This window comes from Rhodococcus sp. AB351 (genome assembly GCF_049538275.1).
In the GTDB taxonomy this organism is placed as follows: Bacteria; Actinomycetota; Actinomycetes; order Mycobacteriales; family Mycobacteriaceae; genus Rhodococcus.
In genome coordinates, this window is the sequence record NZ_JBMVFW010000001.1 from 755,892 (window position 1) to 780,869 (window position 24,978).

Below are 24,978 nucleotides of genomic sequence, written 5' to 3' on the forward strand. Positions count from 1 at the left end.
GTGGAACAGCAGTATGCGCCTGCATCGTCGCAGGTAGGGGAGGCCGGCGCCGGTTTTCCGCTCTCGTCGGCACAGCGCGGAATCTGGTTCGCCCAGCATCTGCTCGGTGACATTCCACTGACCATCGCCCAGTACGTCGACGTCCGAGGCCACTTCGATCCCGAGATCTTCGCCGACGCCGGCGCCGCCACCGCCCGCGAGTTGGGCACCGGCATGCTCCGCATCTTCGAGGTCGACGGCCACCCTCATCAGGTCATCGACCACACCCTCGAGGACCGCGCCACCATCCTCGACCTGCGCGACGAGGACGATCCCGAAGCGGCGGCCCTCGCCTGGATGCGAGCCGAGTACCGCACGCCTCTCGACATGCTCGAGGACCGTTTGATCGTGTGCGCGGTCCTGCGCATCGCCGACGACCGCCATTTCGTCTACACCCGGATCCACCACATCGCCCTCGACGGTTACGGGGCGACGACCTTCGACACCCGCACCGCCGAGCGCTACAGCGCCGCGGTGCAGCACCGCGAGCCCGCCCGCTTCGACGTGAGCCCGCTGCCTGAGATCGTCGAGGACGAACAGCGTTACCGCGACTCGGCCCGGTTCGTCAGCGACCGCGACTACTGGGCCGACCGCATCCGCGACCTGCCGCACCCCATCAGCCTCGCCGGTCGCGCCGCGCCCGTCGGCCCGCACCCCGTCCGGTTCAGCGCGCCCCTGCCCGAGCGTGTCGAGGCCGCGGTCGACCGGATGATCGCCGAGCGCGAGAAGATCACGACCTTCGCGACCGTCGTCGCCGCCGCCTTTGCGGCCTTCCTCGCCCGCGTCACCGGTGAGACCGACGTGGTGCTCAGCCTCCCGGTCTCGGCGCGCACCACCGTCCGCCTGCGTCGTTCCGGCGGCATGGTCTCCAACGTCGTCCCGATCCGCGTCGCCGTCGAACCGGACGGCAGCCGCGACGATCTGATCGACCGGATGCAGCTCGAATTCACCGGCGCGCTGCGTCACCAGCGGTACCGGCACGAGGACATGCGCCGCGACACCGGCTACGGCAGCGCCGACCGCGGATTCTTCGGACCCGCCGTCAACGTCATGATGTTCGACCACGAGATCCGCTACGGCGATTCGGTCGGCCGCCGGCACGTGCTGAGCACCGGACCGGTCGACGACCTCTCGCTCAACATCTACCCGAGCGCACCGGGCCAGCCCGCCCACATCGACCTCGAGGCCAACCCCCACCTGTACACGGTCGACGAATTGCGCTCGCACCACACGCGATTCGTCGAGTACCTCGGCGAGTTCGCCGACTCCGACCGCACCATCGGCACCCTGCCCGTCCTGCACGACGACGAATACGAGAGCCTCGTCCCGTATCGCGGACTGCCCGCACAGCCCGTGCGCCTGTTCGCCGACTTCCTCGCCGACGGTGTGCGCCGCAATCCCGACGGCGTCGCGATCGTCGACGGCGACCGGCAGGTCATCTACCGCGAACTCGACGACCTCTCGAACCGCCTCGCCGCACAGCTCGTCGAGGCCGGGGCCGCCCCCGAGACCTTCGTGGCGCTGAGCATGGACCGCGGCGCCGACGCACTGATCGCGGTATGGGCGGTCGCGAAGACCGGTGCGGCCTTCGTCCCGATCGACCCGGCGCTCCCGGCCGACCGGATCGCCTACATGGTCGGTGATTCCGGTGCGCAGCTCGGACTCACCGTGCGAAGTCGGATGGCGGAGCTGCCGACCGGACCCCGCTGGATCGCCGTGGACGACCCGCTCCCCTCGGATGCCGACGTCGAGGTCGTGCGCTCGCGGGCCGTGCCGGAGAACCCGGCGTACATGATCTACACCTCGGGCTCCACCGGCACCCCGAAGGGCGTGGTCGTCAGCCATCTCGGGCTCGCGACCTTCGCCGCCGACGCCCGCCCCGAACTCGCGCTCGGCACCGACTCGCGGATGCTCCGGTTCTCGTCGGCGAGCTTCGACGCGTCGATCTTCGAGATGCTGCAGGCCTTCAGCGCCGGGGCCGCCATGGTCGTGGCACCGCCGCACGTCCTCGGCGGCGACGAACTCGTCGACGTCCTGCGCACCCACCGGGTCACCCACATCGTCTCGGCGCCCACCGTCCTCAACACCGTCGACCCCGCGGGTCTGCCGGATCTCGAGGCCGTCGTCGTCGGTGGTGACGTGTGCACCGCCGACCTCGTCGAACGTTTCGCCCCCACCTGCCGATTCACCAACAGCTACGGCCCCACCGAGACCACCATCGTCGTCACCGCCGGCGACCCGCTTGCTCTCGGCGATCCGATCACCATCGGCCGTCCCCTCGACGGTGTCGTCGCCGTCGTGCTCGACCGTCGCCTGCGACCGGTGCCCGTCGGCTTCGTCGGCGAGCTGTATCTCGGCGGACCGGCACTGGCGCGCGGCTACCATCGCCGTCCCGGTCAGACCGCGGATCGGTTCGTGGCCAACCCCCTCGAACCCGGCACGCGCCTGTACCGCACCGGCGACGAGGTGCGGTGGACACCCGATCACCAGCTCGACTTCGTGGGCCGCTCCGACTTCCAGGTGAAGATCCGCGGCTTCCGCATCGAACTGGGCGAGATCAACAACGCCCTGCTCGACCAGGACGGCGTCGACTTCGCGACGACCGTCGTGCACGACAGCGGCAGCTCCGTCGTGCCCGTGTCGTACGTACGTATGGAATCCGGCGCAGCCTTCGACATGCAGGCACTGCTCGACGGTGTCGCCCGCGTCCTCCCGTCGCACATGGTGCCCGCCGCCGTCGTCGAACTCACCGAGATCCCGGTGACCCCCGCCGGCAAACTCGACCGCGCCGCCCTCCCGGCACCGCAGTTCGCCACCGCCGAATTCCGTGCCCCCGAAACCGAATCCGAACGGCTCCTCGCCGAGGTCGCCACCGGACTGCTCGACGTCGAACGCATCGGCGTCGACGACTCGCTGTTCGCCCTCGGCGCCGACAGCATCGTCGCGATGCAGTTCGCCGCCCGCGCCAAGACCGCCGGACTGCACATCACCGCCCGGCAGATCTTCGAACACAAGACCATCGCGGCGCTCGCGCGCGTCGCGACCGCCGTCCCCACCGCCCTCGTCCTCGACGAACTGCCCGGCGGAGGCGTGGGCGACATCCCGATCACGCCGATCGTGCACGAGATGCTCGGGCGCGGCGACTATTCCACCTTCGCGCAGGCCGTCCTCGTCTCCACCCCCGCGGATCTGACCTACGACGACCTGCGGGCCGCGCTCTCTGCCGTCGTCGCCCGGCACGACATCCTGCGGTCCACGCTGCGCGACGGGCAGTGGCGGACGCACGCCGAACTGCCGGACCTCGACGCATGGATCACCCGCGTCCCGGTCGCCGACACCGCGTCGGCGGACGCCTACGTCGACGACGAATGCGACGCTGCCGCCCACGATCTCGATCCGGAATCGGGTCTCGTGCTGCGCGCCGTGTGGTTCGACGTCGCCGAACCGGGCGAGCAGGGCCGCCTGCTGCTCGTCGCACACCACCTGGTGGTCGACGGTGTGTCGTGGCGGGTGCTGCTGCCCGACCTCGGTCAGGCGTGGATGCAGGTCGCGGCAGGACAGACGCCGTCGCTTCCCGAGGTGGGCACCTCCTACCGCCGCTGGGCACACGTCCTGCACGACACCGCCCGCGACCACGCGGGCGAACTCGACCACTGGACCGAAACCCTCGGCGGTGCAGCACCGCTCGCCGGAGTCGCACCGCTCGACCCGGAGATCGACACCCTCGCGACCACCGCGACCGTCCGCATCGATCTCGACCCGAGCGCGACCGACGCGGTGCTCACCCGCCTGCCCGAGCTGTACGGCAGCGGCACCGCCGACGGATTGCTCACCGCTCTCGCACTCGCCGCAGCCCAGGGCGGCCAGCGCTCGCTGCTGCTCACCCTCGAAGGGCACGGCCGCGACCTCGACGCCACCGGCACCGTCGACCTCGCCCGCACCGTCGGCTGGTTCACCAGCGCGTATCCCGTGCGCCTCGACCTCGCCGACGACCTCGACCTCACCGACGCCACCTCCGGAGGACGCGCGAGCGCCACCGCGATCAAGACGGTCAAGGAACGACTCGCCGCCGTCCCGAACAACGGTGCCGGATACGGCATCCTGCGACACCTCGACGCGCAGACGGCACCGGTCCTCGCCGCCCTGCCCACCGCGCAGGTGTCGTTCAACTACCTCGGCCGCCTCACCTCCGGCCACATCGCCGACGAGATCCGCGAGATCGGCTGGGTGCCGCTCGATCTCGACCTCGACCCCAACCGCACGTCGCAGATGGCCGCGTCGGTCGCCGTCGACATCAACGCGATGGTCGTCGACGGCCCCGACGGTGCGCACCTCACCGCGTCGTTCACCTATGTGCCGCGGGTGATCTCCGCCGAGACGGTCGGCGCGCTCGCCGAGCGGTGGAAGGACGCACTCGTCGGCCTCGCCGCGCACACGCAGCGACCCGACGCCGGTGGCCTCACCCCGTCCGACGTGCCGCTCGTGCGCACCCACCAGCAGCAGATCGAGCAGTGGGAGAACCGCTTCGGGCGCCTCGCCGACATCTGGCCGCTCTCGCCGTTGCAGACCGGTCTGGCCTTCCACGCCGCATTGTCCGTCGACGCGGTCGACGTCTACACGGCACAGCTGCGTCTCGATCTCGCCGACGACGTCGATGCCGGTCGCTGGCAGGCGGCCTTCGCGTCGCTGCTCGCACGGCATGCCGCCCTGCGCACCGCCTTCGTGCACGACGACACCGGCACCCCGGTCCAGCTCGTGCTGGATCACGTCGAGATGCCGTGGCGCGAGGTCGATCTCACCGGATCGTCCGACCCGCACAGCGACCTGCAGGCGCTCCTCGACACCGAACGCTTCACCCGCTTCGACCTCGCGAGCCCGCCACTGCTGCGCGCCGTCCTCGTCCGGCTCCCCGAGCAGCGCGCCGTCCTCGCGCTCACCAACCACCACATCGTGCTCGACGGCTGGTCGATGCCGCTGCTCGTGCGCGAACTCCTCGTCGGCTACGCCGCCGGCGGACAGGCCGCACTGCCCACTCCCGCGTCCTACCGCGACTACCTGGCCTGGCTCGACCGGCAGGACACCGACCGCGCCCTCGACGCGTGGGCCGAGGCGTTCGCCGACCTCGACGAACCCACGCTGGTCGCACCCGGGGCCACCGACGCCGTCGACGACGCGCCCGTCCAGATCGACATCGACCTCGACGCCGACGACATCGACGCCCTCGCACGACTGTCGCGCCGCACCGGCGCGACCCTCAACACCATCGTCCAGACCGCCTGGGGGCTGCTGCTCGCCCGGCACTGGGGCGCCCGCGACGCGGTGTTCGGCGCGACCGTCTCCGGCCGGCCCGCCGACCTGCCCGACGTCGAGAACATGCTCGGCCTGTTCATCAACACCCTGCCCGTGCGGGTGCGGATCGACGACACCGAAACCGTCGCCGACCTCGTGCTGCGCCTGCAGGGCGAGCAGACCGCCCTGCTCGACCAGCAGTTCGTCGGCCTCGGTGCCATCCAGGACCGCATCGGCGCCGGCACCCTCTTCGACACGCTGACCGTCTTCGAGTCGTATCCCGTCGACCGCGCCGGATTCGACGAGAACACCGACATCGCCGGTATGCACGTCATCGACGTCGACGCCCGCGACGCCACGCACTACCCGCTCTCGCTCATGGCGCTGCTCGAACCACACCTGCGACTGAGCCTGCGCTACCGCACCGACGTCTTCGACGCCACGACCGTCGGCGAACTCGCCCGCCGCTTCACACAGATCCTGAAGTTCGTCGCCGAGCGTCCCGACGAGGCCGTCGGCGCCGTCGACGTGTTCCTGCCCGGCGAACGCGAACGGGTCCTCGGCTCCTGGAACCACACCGCGCATCCGGTGCCCGCCGGGGACGTCGTCGCGCTGTTCGAGCAGCAGGTCGCGCGGACGCCCGATGCACCGGCCGTCGTCGTCGACCGATCGGTGTCGACCTACGCCGAGTTCGCCTCCGATGTACATCGGCTCGCGCGGCGGCTTCTGGCCGAGGATGTCGCTGCGGAAACGCGCGTCGCCGTGGCTGTCCCACGTTCCTACGAGCAGCTGGTCGCGATCTACGCCGTGCTCGCCGCTGGTGGAGTGTACGTGCCGGTCGATCCCGACCAGCCCGCCCAGCGCACCGCCCACGTCCTCACCACCGCGGCGCCGCAGCTCGTGCTCGCGACCGACGAGACCCGCGACAGCCTGCCCGCCGACCTGCGCGTGCTCGATGTGTCCGACGTCGACGGGTACTCCGGCGACCCGCTGACCGACGACGAACGACCCGAGCTCCGCCCCGGCAACCTCGCCTACGTGCTGTTCACGTCCGGCTCCACGGGACGGCCCAAGGGTGTCGCGGTGACGCACGGCGCCCTGCACAACCAGCTCGCCTGGATGCGCGCGGCCTTCGCGCCGGACGCCGCCGACACGGTGCTCTACAAGACGCCCTTCACCTTCGACGCGTCGGTGTGGGAGTTGTTCCTGCCGTTGCAGAGCGGGTCGCGGCTGGTGATCGCCGACCGCGACGGGCACGCCGACCCCGCCTACCTCGCGTCCGTCGTCCACCGCGAACGCGTCACCATGGCGCAGTTCGTGCCGTCGGTGCTCGACCTGTTCGTCGCCGAGGCCCAGCACGCCGGCATCGACGCCTCGTCGCTGCGCGCGGTGTTCTCCGGTGGTGAAGCACTCCGGGCCACAACCGCTGACCGCGTGCGCGAAGTGCTCGGCGCCGAGGTCCACAACCTCTACGGCCCGACGGAGACGACGGTGCAGGTCGCGCACCGCACCGCTCGTCGCGACGACCTCGAACAGGTACCGCTCGGTCGGCCCGTGTGGAACACCCGTTTCCTCGTCCTCGACGCCGCGCTGCGTCCGGTGCCCGTCGGGGTGCCGGGTGAGCTGTACGTGGTGGGCTCGCAGGTCGCGCGGGGCTACCAGGCCGGTCCCGCCGTCACCGCCGACCGTTTCGTCGCCAACGCCTTCGGGAACTCCGGCGATCGGATGTACCGCACCGGCGACCGCGTCCGGTGGAACCGCGACGGCGAACTCGAATACCTCGGCCGCACCGACTTCCAGGTCAAACTCAACGGTCAGCGCGTCGAACTCGGCGAGATCGAGAGCGCGCTGCTGGCGCATCCCGGCATCACGCAGGCCGTCGTCACGCTGCGCACCGGCCGGCACGGCGACTATCTCGCCGCCTACGCCGTCACCACCGGTGAACGGCCGGACGAGAACGCGGTGCTCGCGACCGTCGCCGACCGCGTGCCCCGGCACATGGTGCCGTCGGTGCTCGTGCTGCTCGACGACCTGCCCGTCACCGCGCACGGCAAGATCGACCGGGCGGCCCTGCCGGAACCGGACTTCGACGCCTCCGCCGCCTACGTCGCACCGCGCACCGACACCGAGGCCGCCGTCGCCCGCATCATGGGCGAACTGCTCGAGGTCGAACAGGTGGGTGCGTCGTCGAACTTCTTCCAGCTCGGCGGGAACTCGCTCGGCGCAACCCGATTGATCGCCCGCGTCAACGAGACGTTCGACGCCGGCATCGGGATCCGCGCGCTGTTCGACGATCCCACCGTCGGAGGCCTCGCAGCCGCCGTCGACCGTTCCCGCGGCACCGGTGCCGCGGCGACCGTTCCCACGTCCGGGCCGCGCCCCGATCGGATTCCGTTGTCGCCGGCGCAGACCCGCATGTGGTTCGTCAACCGGTTCGACCCCGGCTCCGGCGCCTACAACGTCGGCGCCGCCCTGCGACTGCGCGGCGATCTCGACCTCGACGCCCTGCGCGCGGCGGTCGTCGACATCCTCGAACGACACGAGACGCTCCGGACGATCTACCCGGACTCCGATGCCGGGCCGTACCAGAACATCCTGTCCGTCGACGACGCGCTGCGGGATCGTCCCGTGCTCGTCGCCGACACCGAGACGATCGCGGAAACCGACCTCTCCGAACGTATCCGGAAGCTGACCGCACGCGGATTCGACATCACCGTCGAACCGCCGTTGGAACTGACGTTGCTCGAGTGCGCCGACGGCAGCCACGTCGTCGTGATGGTCGTGCACCACATCGCCATCGACGGCTGGTCCACCCAGGTCCTCGCCACCGACCTCGTGCTCGCCTACTCCGCGCGCGCCACAGGCGGGGCACCACTCTGGGAGCCGCTGCCGCTGCAGTACGCCGACTACGCGCTGTGGATGCGCGAGGTGCTCGGCGCACCGGGCGAACCCACCGAGACCGCCGCGCGCGAACTCGACCACTGGACCACGACACTCGCCGGCGCACCCGCGCTGCTCGAACTGCCCACCGACCGGCCGCGACCCGCGAGCTCGTCGTTCCGGGGCGCGGCGGTGCCGTTCACCGTCGATCCCGACACCGTCCGCCGACTCGACGCCTACGCGCAAGCCCACGGCGTGAGCCGGTTCATGGTGCTGCACGCCGCGCTCGTCGTGCTGCTCGCCCGACTCGGTGCGACCGACGACGTGTCCGTGGGCACGCCGGTCGCCGGTCGCGGCGACCGTCGCCTCGACAACCTCATCGGCATGTTCGTCAACACCCTCGTGCTGCGAACCCCTGTCGACCCGGCCGCGGGCTTCGACGACATCGTCGCCACCGTCCGCGACGTCGATCTCGACGCCTTCGCTCACGTCCAGGTGCCGTTCGAGCAGGTCGTCGAGGCCGTCGACCCGGTGCGGTCGCAGAACAGCGCACCGCTGTTCCAGGTCGCACTGTCGGTCGAGGAAGCGCACCCCAGCGATCTCGAACTGCCCGGGCTGCGGGTCGAACCGATCGTGCCCGACTTCGGCATCGCCAAGTTCGACCTCGAATTCACGCTCCGCGACGACCATGGTGCCCTGGCCGGCACCCTGACCTACGCCACCGACCTGTTCGACGCATCCACCGCCGCCCGCACCGCCGAGCGCTGGAACCGCATGCTGGCGCAGCTGCTCGACGACCCGCGCAGCCCCGTCGGCGACCTGCCGTATCTCGACGCCGATGAGACCGCCCGGGCACTCGACGCGGCCCGAGCGGATGCGATCCGGATCCGGACGCTGCCGGAGATCCTCGCGGCCGGTGTCGTCGCGTCGCCGAACGGTGTTGCCGCCGTGGACGAGACGCGACAGCTCACCTACCGCGACCTCGACGAACGCTCCAACGCTCTGGCTCGCGTCCTCCTCGCCGAGGGGGCGGGTCCGGAAACCGTGGTGGCCCTGGCCTTCGAGCGGACCATCGAGTCGCTGGTCGCGGTGTGGGCGGTCGCGAAGACCGGGGCAGCGTTCGTGCCGATCGACGTGAAGCTGCCCGTCGACCGCATCGGTTTCATGCTCTCGGACTCGGGTGCCGCCTTCGGCCTGACCATGAGCGAGATCGCACCGGCAGTCGACTTCCGCTGGCTCACGCTGGATTCCGATCACATTGCCGACCGGTGTGCCGGGATGGCGACCGACGCACTCGACGTCGACGTCGCACCCGACGTCGCGGCGTACATGATCTACACGTCCGGCTCGACCGGTACCCCGAAGGGCGTCGTCGTCACCCACCGTGGCCTCAACGCCTTCACCGCCGAATACCGCACCGAACTCGGACTCACCGCGCAGTCGCGGGTGCTGCGGTTCTCGTCGGCGAGCTTCGACGCATCGGTGTTCGAGATGCTCGCCGCCTTCGGTGCCGGAGCCACCATGGTGGTCGCGCCGCCCGAGGTCGTCGCCGGCGCCGACCTCGAAGCGTTCCTGCTGCGCCACCACGTCACCCACGTGCTCACCGCACCAGCCGCGCTCGGTGGCGTCGAGCCGGCGAGGCTGCCGGATCTCGAGGCCGTCGTGGTCGGCGGCGACGTGTGCCCGCCCGAACTCGTCGAGAAGTTCGGCCCTGTCTGCCGTTTCGTCAACAGCTACGGTCCCACCGAGACCACCATCATCATCACCGAGACCGCGCCGCTCACCCCGGGCGACCGCATCACCATCGGTGCGCCCATCGAGGGTGCCGGTGCCGTCGTCCTCGACACGCGTCTGCAGCCCGTGCCCGACGGTGTGCTGGGTGAGCTGTATCTGGCCGGTCAGGCGCTGGCCCGCGGCTACCACGACCGGCCCGGGATGACGGCCGCGCGGTTCGTCGCCAACCCGTTCATTGGTGGGCTCATGTACCGCACAGGCGACCTCGTGCGCCGGCGCGCGTCGGGCGAACTCGACTTCGTCGGCCGCAGCGACGCGCAGGTCAAACTGCGTGGTCTGCGCATCGAACTCGGCGAGATCGAGGCGGTGCTGAGCCGTCAGGACAGCGTCGCGCACGCCGTCGTGGACGTCTACCGCGACGCCCACACCGGCGAACGGCTCGTCGGCTACGTCGTGCCCCGCGACGGCGCCGAGGTCGACGCCGACGCGCTGCGCAGCGCCGTCGCCGACGTCCTGCCGTCGTACATGGTGCCCTCGCAGATCGTGCCGATCGAGACGGTGCCCGTCACGGTCAACGGCAAGCTCGACCGCAAGGCGCTGCCCGCGCCCGACCCGGTCACTCGCGAGTTCCGTGCCCCCACCAACCCCGTCGAGGAGACGGTGGCCGAGATCGTCGCCGAACTGCTCGGCGTCGAACGCGTGGGCCTCGACGACGACTTCTTCGCGCTCGGCGGCAACTCGCTCATCGCGACCCGACTGGTGGCCCGGATCGGGGAAGCGCTCGGCACCACGGTGCCGGTGCGCGCGGTGTTCGAGGGATCCACCGTGCAGGCCCTCGCCGAGACCGCCGGCTCGCACATCGGCACGGGCGAGCGGTTGCCGCTCGTGCCCCAGGAACGCCCCGCGCGGGTGCCGCTGTCGTACGCGCAGCAGCGCATGTGGTTCCTCAACCGCTTCGACCCGTCGTCCCCGCTCTACAACATCCCGCTCGCGGTGCGCCTGCGCGGCGACCTCGACGTCGACGCCCTCACCGCCGCCGTCCGCGACGTGCTCGACCGGCACGAAGCGCTGCGCACGGTCTTCCCGGAACACGAGGACGGGCCGTCGCAGCACGTGCTCGCCACCGGCGACGTGCCGCTCGATCTCACCCCGATCGACACACCCGACACCGACGCACTGCACACCGCGATCGCCGGGGTCGTGGGACGCGGCTTCGACGTCACGCGTGAGGTCCCCATCCGCGGCGCGTTGTTCCGCGAGAACGACCGCACCCACGTGCTCGTGGTGGTCGTGCACCACATCAGCGCCGACGGCGCGTCGACCGTGCCGCTCGCCCGTGACGTCCTCGTCGCCTACTCCGCGCGCCTCGATGACACGCAGCCGGCCTGGGAACCGCTGCCGGTGCAGTACGCCGACTTCGCGCTGTGGCAGCGCACCGTGCTCGGCGATCCGCAGGATCCGCAGGCACCGATCGCGCAACAGCTCGACTACTGGACCTCGGTGCTCGCCGACACCCCGGCCGTGCTCGAACTGCCCGCCGACCGCCCGCGACCCGCAGCAGCGTCCTACCGGGGCGCCAACACCGGCTTCCGGATCGCCCCCGAGATCCTCGCCCGCATCGACCGCCTCGCCCACGCCCACGGCGCGACCCGCTTCATGGTCCTGCACGCCGCCCTCGCCGTGCTGCTCGCGCGTCTCGGCAGCACCGAGGACGTGTCGGTGGGCACGCCGGTCGCCGGTCGCGGTGATCGTGCCCTCGACGACCTCGTCGGCATGTTCGTCAACACCCTCGTCCTGCGCACCCGCATCGATCCCGCGACGTCGTTCGCGGAGTTCCTCGAGCAGGTCCGCACCACCGACCTCGCGGCCTTCTCGCACGCCGATGTGCCGTTCGACCAGGTGGTCGAAGCCGTCGATCCGGTGCGCTCGCAGAGTCACTCGCCGCTGTTCCAGGTCGCGTTGTCGCTGCAGAACCAGGGCATCGGCGAGCTTGAACTGCCCGGGCTGCGGGTCGAACCGCTCGCAGCGGATCTCGCCATCGCCAAGTTCGACGTCGACATCGCGCTGCGTGAGGACGAGATCGGCGGGCTGATCGCCGAACTCACCTACGCGACCGACCTGTTCGACGAGGCGACCGCCGCCGACCTCGCCGCGCGGTGGGTGCAGCTGCTCGACACGAGCACGGCCGACCCGACGGCTTCCATCGGCGACATCGTGCTCCTGTCGGACGCCGAAACCGATCGCGCACTGTCGTACTCGGTGCCGGCGCCGCTGCCGCAGAGGACCTTCCCCGAGATCTTGGCCACCGGTGTCGCCGCGAACCCGGACGGCATCGCGGTGCTGGACGGCGACCGGCAGCTCACCTACACCGAACTCGACCACGCCTCCAACCGGCTCGCGCACAAGCTCATCGACCACGGCGCCGGAACGGAAACCGTGGTCGCACTGTCGTTCCCGCGCAGCCTCGACGCCGTCGTCGCCCTGTGGGCCGTGGTCAAGACCGGCGCGGCGTTCGTGCCCGTCGACCCCGCGCTGCCCGCAGCGCGTATCGCCTACCTGCTCACCGACTCCCGGGCCATCCTCGGACTCGGTGACGGACAGTCGCATGTTCCATGGCTGAGCGTCGACGCCGACGACTACTCTGCTGCACCGGTGACTCCCGCAGTGAACGCGGAGTCGGCGGCGTACATGATCTACACGTCCGGTTCCACCGGCACGCCGAAGGGCGTCGTCGTCACCCACCGCGGCCTCAGCGCGTTCACTGCCGACCACCGCTCCGAACTCGGTATCGACACCGACTCGCGGATGCTGCGGTTCTCGTCCTCGAGCTTCGACGCGTCGGTCTTCGAGCAGATCTCGGCGTTCTCCGCCGGTGCCACCGTGGTGGTCGTGCCGCCGCACATCGTCGCCGGTGCCGAACTGACCGACCTGCTGCGCCGCGAACGCATCACGCACATCATCACCGCGCCCGCCGCGCTCGGCACCGTCACCCCCGACGACCTGCCCGACCTCGAATCCGTAGTGATCGGCGGCGACGTGTGCCCGCCGGAACTCGTCGAGAAGTTCGGCCCTGTCTGCCGTTTCGTCAACAGCTACGGTCCCACCGAGACCACCATCATCATCACCGAGACCGCGCGGCTCACCCCGGGCGACCGCATCACCATCGGTGCGCCCATCGAGGGTGCCGGTGCCGTCGTCCTCGACACGCGTCTGCATCCCGTGCCCGACGGCGTCATCGGTGAGCTGTACCTGGCGGGTGCCGGGCTCGCGCGTGGCTACAACGCGCAGCCGGGACTCACGGCCGCACGGTTCGTCGCGAACCCGTTCACCGGTGGGCTCATGTACCGCACGGGCGATCTCGTGCGCCGCACCGCAACCGGCGAACTCGACTTCGTCGGTCGCAGCGACGCACAGGTGCAGGTACGCGGCCTGCGCATCGAACTCGGCGAGATCGAAGCGGCCCTGAGCCGCGCCGACGAGGTTGCCCAGGCCGTCGTCGTCCTGCACACCGACCCGCGCACCGGTGAACGTCTCATCGGCTACGTCGTCCCGACGACCGGCGCCACGGCCGACCCGCAGGCACTGCGCGACCGGCTCGCCGACGAACTGCCGTCGTACATGGTGCCCGCGCAGATCCTCGTCCTCGACGCGCTGCCCATCACCGCCAACGGCAAGCTCGACCGGAAGGCTCTGCCCGTCCCCGGTTTCGAGGCACGCGCCTTCCGCGCCCCCGAGACACCCGTGGAGCAGACGGTCGCGTCCGTCTACGCCGACCTGCTCGGTGTCGACCGCGTGGGCCTCGACGACGACTTCTTCGCGCTCGGCGGCAACTCGCTCAACGCAACGCAACTGGTCGCGCGACTCGGCACCGCCCTGCACACCACCGTGCCCGTGCGCACGGTGTTCGACGCTCCGACGGTCGCCGCGCTGGCTGCAGCCGTCGCACGCACCGCCGGCTCCGGCGGCCGTCCCGACCTCGTCGGCGTCGACCGTCCCGCCCGCATCCCGCTGTCGCTCCAGCAGCAGCGCATGTGGTTCTTCAACCGTTTCGATCCCGGCTCGGCCGCGTTCAACATCCCGATGGTGCTGCGCCTGAGCGGCGACCTCGACGTGTCGGCGCTGCAGGCCGCTCTGCTCGACGTGCTCGACCGTCACGAAGCGCTGCGCACCGTCTTTCCCGACAGCGACGCCGGACCGTCGCAGGTGATCGTGCCCGCCGGCGAGGCCGCCTCCGATCTCGGACCGCAGGTCGTCGGGGCCGACGAGATCACCGGTGTCCTCACCGAGTTCGCGACGCGCGGTTTCGACCTCACCGTCGACGTGCCCGTGCGTGCCCGGCTGTTCTGCATCGCCGACGACGAGCACGTCCTCGCCGTCGTCGCCCACCACATCGCCAGCGACGGCGGGTCGCAGGCACCGCTGTCGCGCGACGTCGTCACCGCCTACCTCGCGCGTCGCGAAGGCGCCGAGCCCGGCTGGTCGCCGCTGCGCGTCCAGTACGCCGACTACGCACTGTGGCAGCAGAAGCTCCTCGGCAGCGAGGACGACCCGCAGTCGCTGCTCGCCCGTCAGCTCGCGTACTGGACCGACACCCTCACCGACCTGCCCGACCTGGTGGAACTGCCCACCGACCGGCCGCGTCCGCCCGTCCAGTCGTCGCGGGGCGCGACCGTCCCGATCAGCTTCGACGCCGAACTCGCCGACCGCGTCGAACAGTTCACCCGCGAACGCGGCATCACGCTGTTCATGCTCGCCCACGCCGCCGTCGCGGTGCTGCTGGCCCGCTGGTCGGGGAGCAGCGACATCCCGATCGGCACCCAGATCGCCGGTCGCGGCGAGGAAGCCCTCGACGACCTCGTCGGCATGTTCGGCAACACTCTCGTGCTGCGCACCCGCATCGACGCCGGCGCCACCTTCGACGAGATCCTCGACCAGGTGCGCGACGTCGACCTCGCGGCCTTCTCGCATCCGGACGTGCCGGTCGAGCGCCTCGTCGAACTGCTCGACCCGGTCCGCTCCACGGCCTACTCGGCGCTGTTCCAGACCCTGCTCGTGGTGCACAACTTCACGCGCTCGGAGATCGACCTGCCCGGGCTGCGGCTGAGCACCGTCGAACCCGGCGCGACCGGCGCCAAGCTCGACCTCGAGATCCACCTGGGGGAGATCTTCGACGCCGACGGCCGACGCCTCGGCATCGACGGCTCGATCACCTACGCCACCGACCTGTTCACCGAACACACCGTCACGCAGGCCGCGCAGCGCCTCGTCGCGCTCGTCGACGCCGCGGTGAGTGCGCCGGAGGTCGCGGTCGGTGACATCGACCTGCGCGGCGACGACGAGATCCGTCTGCTGACCGACATCAATGCGACCGATGCGGGGTCCGTCGACGAGACCCTGCTCGTCCGCTTCGACGAGCAGGTCGCCCGCACCCCGGACGCACCGGCGCTGATCTTCGAGGACACGACCCTGACGTACGCGCAGTTCGCGTCGCGGGTGAACCGTCTCGCGCGGCACCTCGTCGGACTCGGGGTGGGTCCGGAGAGTCTCGTCGGCGTGTACACCGGCCGGTCCATCGACATGATGGTCGCGATCTACGCGATCCTGCAGGCCGGGGGAGCGTACGTTCCGCTCGACCCCGAACATCCCGCCGACCGCACCGAGTACGTGCTCGACCTCGCGCGGCCCGTCGTCGTGCTCACCACCGCAGCCGATCGGGGATCGTTGCCCGCCGCGGCACCGGTGCTGGAGATCGATGCGCCGTCGAACGTCTCCGACGCGCCGCTCACCGACGCCGACCGCGTCGCACCGCTGCGACCCGACAACACCGCCTACGTCATCTTCACGTCCGGCTCGACCGGACGTCCCAAGGGCGTTGCAGTGAGCCATCGTTCGGCCGCGAACCAGATCGCGTGGATGCGCGAACGGTACGACCTCGGTGCCGGCGACGCCACGCTCCACAAGACACCCATCACGTTCGACGCGTCGGTGTGGGAGCTGTTCTACCCCTTGCAGGTCGGCGCTCGCCTCGTCGTCGCCGTGCCGGGTGGGCACCGCGACCCCGCCTATCTCGCACGCGTGTCGCGTGAAGAGCGCGTGAGCATCCTCGAATTCGTCCCGTCGATGCTCGCGGTGTTCCTCGCCGATCCGGCGCTGCGGCTTCCCGAGTCGCTGCGCTACCTGTCGGTCGGTGGTGAAGCCCTGCCGGCCGATCTCGCCGCCGACTTCGCCGCACGGTCGACGGCAGCGCTCGACAACACCTACGGTCCCACCGAAACCACCGTCACCGCAACGGTCCTGCGGGTCGAGGGTAACTATGCGGGCAGCGTCCCGATCGGCCGTCCGATCCGCAACACCACCGTGCAGGTGCTCGACGCGCGACTGCGGCCGGCGCCGATCGGGGTGCCCGGTGAGCTCTACCTCGGAGGAGTGCAGGTCGCGCGCGGCTACCACGCTCGCCCCGACCTCACCGCCGAACGCTTCGTCGCCGCACCCGGCGGTGAACGTCTCTATCGCACCGGCGATCTCGTCCGAATCCTGCCGAGCGGCGAGCTGGACTTCCTGGGCCGCACCGACTTCCAGGTCAAGGTGCGCGGTCTGCGCATCGAGCTCGGCGAGATCGAGAGTGCCCTGACCGCGCTGCCGGAGATCGCGCAGGCCGTGATGGTCGTGCACGACGGCGACCACGGCCAGCAACTCGTCGGCTACGTCGTCCCGTCCTCGGGCGCGACCGTCGACGTCGAGGCGGCGCGTGCGGCGGTCGGCAGGTCGCTGCCGCGCTACATGGTGCCCGACGTACTCATGGTGCTCGACGCGCTACCGCTCAACGCATCCGGCAAGCTCGACCGTCGCGCCCTGCCCGAACCCGTCGCGGCGGTCCGCGAATTCCGTCCTCCGGTCACCGCCACGGAACAGGCGGTCGCGGCCGCGATCGCCGAGGTGCTCGAGGTGGAGCGGGTCGGTCTCGACGACGACTTCTTCGCGCTCGGCGGCAACTCGCTGATCGCGACCCGCGTCATCGCCCGCATCGGTGCGGCCCTCGGCGCCGACATCCCGCTGCGCACGCTGTTCGAACACCCCACCGTCGAGGCGCTCGCCGCGGCGGTCGCCGAGCACGGTGGACAGGCCGCGCGACCTGCACTCGTCGCGGGGGAGCGGCCCGAACGGGTGCCGCTGTCGCTGGCCCAGCAGCGCATGTGGTTCCTCAACCGCTTCGATCCCGACTCGGCGGCCTACAACCTGCCGATGGCCATCCGCCTGTCGGGCTCGGTCGACGTCGACCTGCTGCGCATCGCGGTCGCCCACGTCGTCGAACGGCACGAATCGCTGCGGACCGTCTACCCCGACACTCCGGACGGGCCGGTGCAGGTCGTGCTGCCCGCCGCCGACGCCGCCCCGGACATCGAGGTCCACACCGTCACCGGCGGGGACGACGCCCTGCTCGCGGCGGTCGCGCCGTTCGCGACCGGTCGCTTCGACGTCACCACCGAGGTGCCGCTGCGGATCGGGCTCTTCGAACTCGGCGCCGACGACTACGTGCTCGCGATGGTCGTTCACCACATCTCCGGCGACGGCTTCTCGATCGCCCCGATGGTGCGCGACCTTCTCGTTGCCTACACCTCGGCTCTCACCGGCTCCGAGCCCGAGTGGACGCCCCTGCCGGTGCAGTACGCCGACTACGCGCTGTGGCAGCGTCGTGTGCTCGGCTCCGAGGACGATCCCGACTCGCTGGTGTCGCAGCAACTCGACTACTGGCGCGGTGCCCTCGCCGGGCTGCCCGACCAGCTGTCGCTGCCGACCGACCGCCGGCGACCCGCGGTGCAGTCCTACGAGGGTGGACGCGTCGAGATCCGCATCGATGCCGACCTCCACGCCCGGCTCGTCGACCTCGCCCAGAGCCGTCACGCCACGCTGTTCATGGCCGTGCACGCGGCCCTGTCGGTGCTGCTCGCGAGACTGTCCGACAGCGACGACATCGCCGTCGGCACACCCATCGCGGGTCGCGGCGAACGCGAACTCGACGACCTGATCGGCATGTTCGTCAACACCCTCGTGCTGCGCACCCGGGTGTCCGGCGCCGTCACTTTCGACGACCTGCTCGCCGCCGTCCGCGAATCCGACCTGCGGGCCTTCGCGCACGCCGACGTGCCGTTCGAGCGGCTCGTCGAGGTGCTCAACCCGCAGCGCTCCACCGCGCGGCACCCGCTGTTCCAGGTCGGTTTCTCGTTCCAGAACTTCGAGCAGGGCACCCTTGCGCTGCCCGGACTCGACGTCGCCCTCGTCGACCTCGAACACGACACCTCGCAGTTCGACCTGCACTGGATCGTCCAGGACCGCTACGACGAGTCGGGTACACCCACCGGCATCGTCGGGTACCTCACCTATGCGTCGGCCCTGTTCGACGAGTCGACCGCCCGCGTGTTCGTCGATCGGTTCGTCCGGTTGCTCGACAGGATCGTCGCCGAACCCGACCGTCCCGTCGGTGATCTCGACATCCTCGACACAACCGAGCGCACGCGGATCCTGCAGGAGTGGAACGACACTCGGCGCGACGTTCCCGCTGGGACGCTGGTGTCGCTGTTCGATGCGCAGGTCGCGGCCCGGCCGGACGCCGTCGCGCTCGACCACGAGGGCGGCACCCTCACCTATCGGGAGTTCGACGGACGGGTCAACCGTCTCGCCCGGCATCTGATCGGCCTCGGCGTGGGTCCCGAGACGGCCGTTGCGCTGGGGATGCGCCGCTCCGTCGAGCTGCTCATCGGCATGTACGCCGTCGCGAAGGCCGGCGGCGCGTACGTTCCCCTCGACCCCGATCACCCCCGCGAGCGAATCGACTACATCCTGTCGGTCGCAGACCCCGTCTGCGTGCTGACCGGTCGCGACGACGACTTCGATGCCGGCGGTCGCGCAGTGGTGCACGTCGACGCACCCGAACTCGACGCGCTCGACGACAGCCCGGTGCGCGACACCGAACGTCGCCTTCCGCTCGACCCGCAGCACCCCGCCTACGTCATCTTCACGTCGGGTTCCACCGGGCGGCCCAAGGGCGTCGCGGTTCCGCACGCGGCGATCGTCAACCAGTTGCTGTGGAAGACGGAGCATTTCGGTCTGTCCTCCGACGACGCTGCGCTGCTCGAGACGGCCGCGACGTTCGACCTGTCGGTGTGGGAGTTCTGGTCGGCACTCGTCTCCGGCGGGCGACTCGTCGTCACTGCACCCGACGGTCATCGCGACCCGGCCTATCTCGACGCGGTCATGCGGCAGACGGCTGTGACGACGCTGCACGTCGTGCCGTCGATGCTCGAGGCACTGCTGGACACGGCGGGCGGTGCGCTGAGCTCGTCGTTGCGGCGCGTCCTCGCGATCGGTGAGGCGCTGCCACCCGCGCTCGCCCAGCGGTTCCGGTCGCTCCACCCCGACGTCGACCTGGTCAACCTGTACGGGCCGACCGAGGCCGCCGTCTCGGTGACCGCGCACGCGGTGACCGAGGACGACACCGACTCGGTGCCGATCGGTCGCCCGGAGTGGAACACGCGCGTCCACGTCCTCGACGGTCGTCTCCGTCCCGTGCCGGTGGGTGTGACGGGCGAGCTCTATCTCGCGGGCGCCCAACTTGCACGTGGTTACGCCGGACGCCCCGACCTCACCGCCGACCGGTTCGTCGCCGATCCCTTCGGATCCGGTTCGCGTCTGTACCGCACCGGTGACGTCGTCGCCTGGAACGAGGACGGCACCCTCGACTACCGCGGCCGCGCCGACTTCCAGGTCAAACTCCGCGGCTTCCGCATCGAACTCGGTGAGATCGACACCGCGCTGCGGGCGCAGCCGGGTGTGGCGCAGGCCGTGACGGTCGTGCACAGCGACCCGCACACCGGCGACCGGATCGTCGCCTACCTCACCGGCGACGAGGTCCTGCACGCGGACGCGGTGAAGGACGCACTCGCGCAGAGTCTTCCGAGCTACATGGTGCCGTCGGTCGTGATGATCCTCGATGCGCTGCCGCTCAACGCGAACGGCAAGATCGACCGCAAGGCGCTGCCCGCACCCGAGGTCGCGACCCGCCCGTACCGTGCGCCGTCCACCCCGATCGAGGAGATCGTCGCCGGCATCTACCGCGACCTTCTCGGCGTCGACCGCGTCGGCGCGGACGACGACTTCTTCGAACTCGGCGGCAACTCGCTGATCGCCACCCAGGTGATCGCGCGACTCGCCACCGCGCTCGACGCGCGCGTCCCGCTGCGTGTGCTGTTCGAGGCACCCACCGTGGCAGCACTGGCTGTGCGGGCCGAGGAACACACCGGATCCGGTGGCCGCCCCGCACTGCAGGCGCAGCCGCGACCCGACTCGGTGCCGCTGTCGCTCGCTCAGCAGCGGATGTGGTTCCTCAACCGCCTCGATCCCGACTCGGCCGCGTACAACATCCCGGTCGCCATCCGCCTCACCGGATCGCTGGATCTGACGGCCCTGGCGGAGGCCGTCTCGGATCTGTTCGCGCGCCACGAGATCCTGCGCACCGTCTACCCGGAGGCCGACGGTGTCGGGCACCAGGTCGTGCTGCCCGTCACTCGGGTACGCCCGGACGTCACGCCCGTGCCGATCGACGAGGCCGACATCCTGCCCACCGTCGTCGAATTCGTGAACGCCGGGTTCGACGTCACGTCCGAGGTGCCGGTCCGTACCCGCCTCTACCGGGTCGGCGACGACGAATACGTGCTCGTCTTCGTCGTGCACCACGTAGCCGCGGACGGTTTCTCGATGGGACCGCTGACCCGCGACGTGATGGTCGCCTACGACGCGCGTCGCCGCGGGGAGGCGCCGTCGTGGTCGCCGCTCGCCGTGCAGTACGCGGATTACGCGCTGTGGCAACGCGAACTGCTCGGATCCGAGGACGATCCGGACAGTCTCGTCGCACGCGAACTGGCCTACTGGACCGAACGACTCGGTGACCTGCCCGAGCCGCTCGAACTGCCGCTCGACCATCCGCGTCCGCCGGTCGCCACCAACCGCGGTGCGCGCCACACCTTCGAGATCGACGCCACCACCGTCGGTGCGCTGCAACGCCTCGCACGCGAACACAACGCGACGACCTTCATGGTCGTGCACGCCGCGCTCGCCGTCCTGCTCGCGAAACTCGCCGGCACACGCGACGTCACCATCGGCACGCCCGTCGCGGGTCGCGGGGAGGCCGAACTCGACGACCTCATCGGCATGTTCGTCAACACCCTCGTGTTGCGCAACGACATCGACCCGGCCTTGCCGTTCACCGACCTGCTCGCGCAGGTGCGCGACACCGACCTGGGCGCCTTCGGCAACGCGGACGTGCCGTTCGAGCGACTCGTCGAGGTGCTCGATCCGCCGCGCTCCCAGTCGCGGACACCGCTGTTCCAGGTCATGCTCGTGTTCCAGAACATGCAGCAGTCGGTGTTCGAACTCGAGGAGCTGACCATCTCCGCGCTCGACACGGACTTCGCCGAAGCTCGGTTCGACCTGCAGCTGACCGTGGGAGAGTCCTACGACGCTGCAGGACAATCAGCCGGTCTGACAGCGGAGTTCACCTACGCGACAGATCTGTTCGACGGCTCCACGATCGATGCACTCGGAGATCGGTTCCGTCGGATACTCGGTGCCGTCACTGCCGAGCCCGAGGTAGCGGTCGGTGACATCGACATCTTGGAACCCGCCGAATGGGCGCTCGTCCAGTGGGACCGTGGCGTCAAACCTCTGCGCAGCGAGACTCTCGTCGATCTGTTCGACCGTCAGGTGGCGCGGACCCCCGACGCGCCGGCGTTGTCTGCCGACGGCGTGACCCTGTCGTACGCGCAGTTCGATACGCGGGTCAATGCGATGGCCCGGTACCTGGTGTCCCGAGGGGTCGGTCCCGACACCTTGGTCGCCCTGGCGCTGCGTCGATCGGCGAACCTGTTGATCGGTATGTACGCAGTGATCAAGGCGGGCGGCGCATACGTTCCTGTTGATCCCGATCTGCCGCAGGACCGCAACGACTACGTCCTCGAGACCGCCGACCCACTCCTGGTCCTCTCGACGTCCGACGACGATTTCGTCACGGACCATGATCTCGAGACCGTTCTGATCGACACCGTCGAGCTCAGGAACTACTCCGAACAGACCGTTTCGGACGCCGACAGGAACGCGCCGCTGCATTTCGAGAACATCGCCTACGTGATTTTCACGTCCGGTTCGACCGGGCGGCCGAAGGGTGTTGCAGTTCCCCACAGTGCGGTCGTTGCTTCATTGTCGTGGCGACAGAATGCCTACGGCTTGGGCGCCGAGGACACAGTTTTGCAGAAAACACCGTTCACTTTCGATGCGTCGGTCCGCGAGTTCTGGTGGCCCCTCACATCGGGCGCCCGACTTGTCGTCGCCGCACCTGACGCGCACCGCGATCCTCGACGTCTCATCGAGGCAATTGTCGAGAACCAGGTGACATCTGCGCACTTTGTCCCGTCGATGCTCACCGAGGTGGTTGCGTCCGCCAAGCCCGGCGAACTCGCCTCCCTCCGCCACGTGTTCTGTGGTGGAGAAGTCTTCACCCCCAAGCTCGCCGGGGCCTTCCGCGCTGTCAACGCCGCGACGGCGCTGTCGAACGAGTACGGTCCGACCGAAGCGGCGGTATCCGTCAGCCGCCACGCGGTCTCCGCCACCGACCTGGATGTGATTCCGATCGGGACGGCGCAGGGTCCAGTCGGGATGTACGTATTGGACGCGCATCTCCGTCCGGTGCCCGTCGGTGTGACAGGGGAGCTGTACCTCGCCGGAGTTCAGCTTGCCCGCGGCTATGTGGAACGCCCGGATCTGACCGTCGAGCGATTCGTCGCCGATCCGTTCGGTGGCGAGGGCGGTCGGATGTACCGTACCGGTGACCTCGTTCGATGGAATCGAGCATCGGAACTCGAGTACATCGGACGCTCGGACTTCCAGGTGAAGTTGCGGGGCCTTCGCATCGAACTGGGCGAGATCGAGTCGGCGCTTCTCGGTGATGCGACGGTCCGTCAGTGCGTGGTCATCGTGCACTCCCACCAAACACTCGGAGACCATCTCGTTGCCTATGTCGTGCCGGAAGACGGCGCGGATATCGATACGGACTACCTCGCCGTGGCAGTTGCATCGAAGGTTCCCCGCTACATGGTGCCCTCGAGCATCATCGCGCTGCCGAGGATGCCGCTGAACACATCCGGAAAGATCGACCGCCGCGCGCTCCCCGATCCCGTATTCGGTAGCGGCGAATTCCGCACTCCGAGTACGGTCGCAGAAGAGATTGTTGCCGGCGTATTTGCGGAGGTCCTCGGCCTGGAACGAGTCGGTGCCGACGACGACTTCTTCGATCTCGGTGGCAACTCGCTCATCGCCACACGTGTCGCTGCCCGTCTCGGCAACGCATTCGAGGCGCAGATTCCAGTGCGCCTGTTGTTCGAATTCTCGAAGGTCTCCGACCTCGCAGCTGCTGCGGAAAGGCGAAGTGGGTCCGGCAACCGGCCTGCACTCACAGCGAGGACCAGACCCGAACATGTGCCGCTGTCCCTCGCGCAGCGGCGGATGTGGTTCCTCAACCGCTTCGATCCGGCGTCCGCGACCTACAACATTCCGCTGGCGATCCGGTTGTCCGGTGACCTGAACGTGCCGGCACTCCAGCACGCCGTCGAGGACCTTCTCGACCGTCACGAGATCCTGCGCACCGTGTATCCGGAGATCGACGGAATCGGCGTGCAGAAAATCCTGCCGGCATCGGACGTCGACGTGGACCTCTCTCCCATACCGGTGAGTGAGAACGAGATCCTCGGTCGCCTAGCCGAATTCGTATCCACCGGTTTCGATGTGACGTCCGAAGTGCCGCTGGCCGCGCGACTGTACAAACCTGCAGAAAACGAGTTCGTTCTCGTATTCGTCGTGCATCACATCGCAGGTGACGGCTTCTCTGCCGGGCCGCTGACGCGGGATATCATGCTGGCGTACGCATCCCGGGCCCAAGGGACCGTACCCACGTGGTCGCCCCTGGCCGTGCAGTACGCAGATTACGCATTGTGGCAACGCGAGATGTTGGGTTCGGCCGATGACGCGAGCAGTGTCATGGCCGGTCAGATTCGCTTCTGGATCGAGACGCTCACGGGTGCCCCCGAGCAGTTGGAGTTGCCGTGGGACCGGCCTCGGCCGGCGATCGCATCCCACCGCGGCGCGACACACGCCATCACGGTCGACCGGACGGTCCACGCCGGGCTGACACGCTTGGCGCGAGAACGCAATGCAACTGTCTTCATGGTGCTTCACTCCGTGTTGGCAGTGGAGCTTGCAGCACTGAGTGGCAGCACCGACATCGTCATCGGCACACCTGTCGCCGGACGTGACCACGCCGAGCTCGACGATCTCGTCGGCATGTTCGTGAACACTCTCGTACTGCGAACCGAAATCGAACCGAGTGTGCCGTTCCTCGAGTTGCTCGACTCGGTCAAGAGTATCGACCTGAAGGCGTTCTCCCACGCGGACATCCCGTTCGAGTCGCTGGTCGACGTGCTCGCGCCCACTCGATCGCAGTCTCGGAACCCGCTGTTCCAGGTCATGCTGACCCTGCAGAATGCACAGCGCACCGACTTCCGTCTCGGTGGAGTCCGCATGTCGCCGGTCGAAGTGCCGCTCGGTCATGCGATGACCGACCTTCAGGTCACAGTGCACGAAACGATATCGGATGCCAACGAGCCCGCAGGTATCGCGATGGCGTGGACGTATGCCACCGACCTGTTCGACGATGCGACGGTCGGCGCGATCGCGCAGCGTTTCCTGCGAATACTCGACGCCGTCGTCACCGACGCAGCAGTGGCGGTCGGTGACTTGCCGTGGATGCTACCTGCGGAGACGGAGAAAGTACGCGCACTCGGTGAGTCTGCGACACGTGAACTCGTGGGGCCGATAACTGTCCCCGAATGGTTCAGCGAAAGCGTAGCGGCAACCCCCGACGCTGCCGCGGTCTCCGATCAGAACACGACTCTCACCTATCGCGAGTTCTCGGGACGAGTCAATTCTCTTGCT

1 protein-coding gene (cut by a window edge) is annotated in these 24,978 nt (G+C 69.5%); it reads left to right on the top strand.

The annotated features are described in order from the left end of the window. Positions 1-24,978: the 5' portion of a non-ribosomal peptide synthase/polyketide synthase gene (locus ACPCXD_RS03570; protein WP_423658432.1), read on the top strand. The gene runs 8,769 nt beyond the window's last position; 24,978 of the gene's 33,747 nt are visible here — the first part of the coding sequence; the start codon lies at positions 1-3; the stop codon falls past the right edge of the window.